Genomic DNA, 578 nt, shown 5'->3' with positions numbered 1-578 from the left:
ATCGCGCAAGAGCTGGATAAGCAGGGAGTGGGGTTCACTTCCGATATCCAACAGAAGCCCTTCGAGTATGCGCGCTTGCACCCGAACGAAACGGTCTTCGAGGCCGTAGAGCGCATGACGCGCCGCCAGCCGATGCTTCTTCAAGGCATGCCGGACGGCTCGATCAAGATGACGAAGGGCGGCTCGGCCGGATCGAACTCTCCGCTGATGGAGGGCATCAACATCCTGGCTGGCAGCGCCGCATTCGACGATGGCGACCAGCACAGCGAATACAAGGTCAAGGGGCAGCGCGTCTACGGGACCGACAAGAAGTCGCTTCAGATCGTTGCCACGGAGAAGGACCCGTCTGTCAAGCGCCATCTCCCCAAGCACATTCACCAAGAGTCTGACATCGACGAGCAGACCGCGAAGGATCGCGCCCGCCATCACAAGAACCGCCAGCAAGGCGAGAGCGTCACGGCGCAGATCAAGTCGCAGTCGTGGTTCGATCTCGGCGGTCAACTCTGGAAGGCAAACGGCCTTGTCTACGTTCAGTCACGCGTCCTGAAGCTACAGCCAACAGATGCTACATCAAGAAG

Annotated in this window: 1 protein-coding gene; it reads left to right on the top strand. The window is 59.5% G+C overall.

Annotated features, from left to right (window positions below; translation table 11 throughout):
• On the top strand, positions 1-578 hold a 578-nt coding region (locus FXN61_RS49945), incomplete at both ends, for a hypothetical protein (RefSeq protein ID WP_167980693.1).

It is taken from the genome of Lentzea indica (assembly GCF_012184385.1).
Taxonomy (GTDB): Bacteria; Actinomycetota; Actinomycetes; order Mycobacteriales; family Pseudonocardiaceae; genus Lentzea; species Lentzea indica.
Note: the sequence above shows the minus strand (reverse complement) of the source record. Positions and strands in the feature narration are given on the sequence as shown.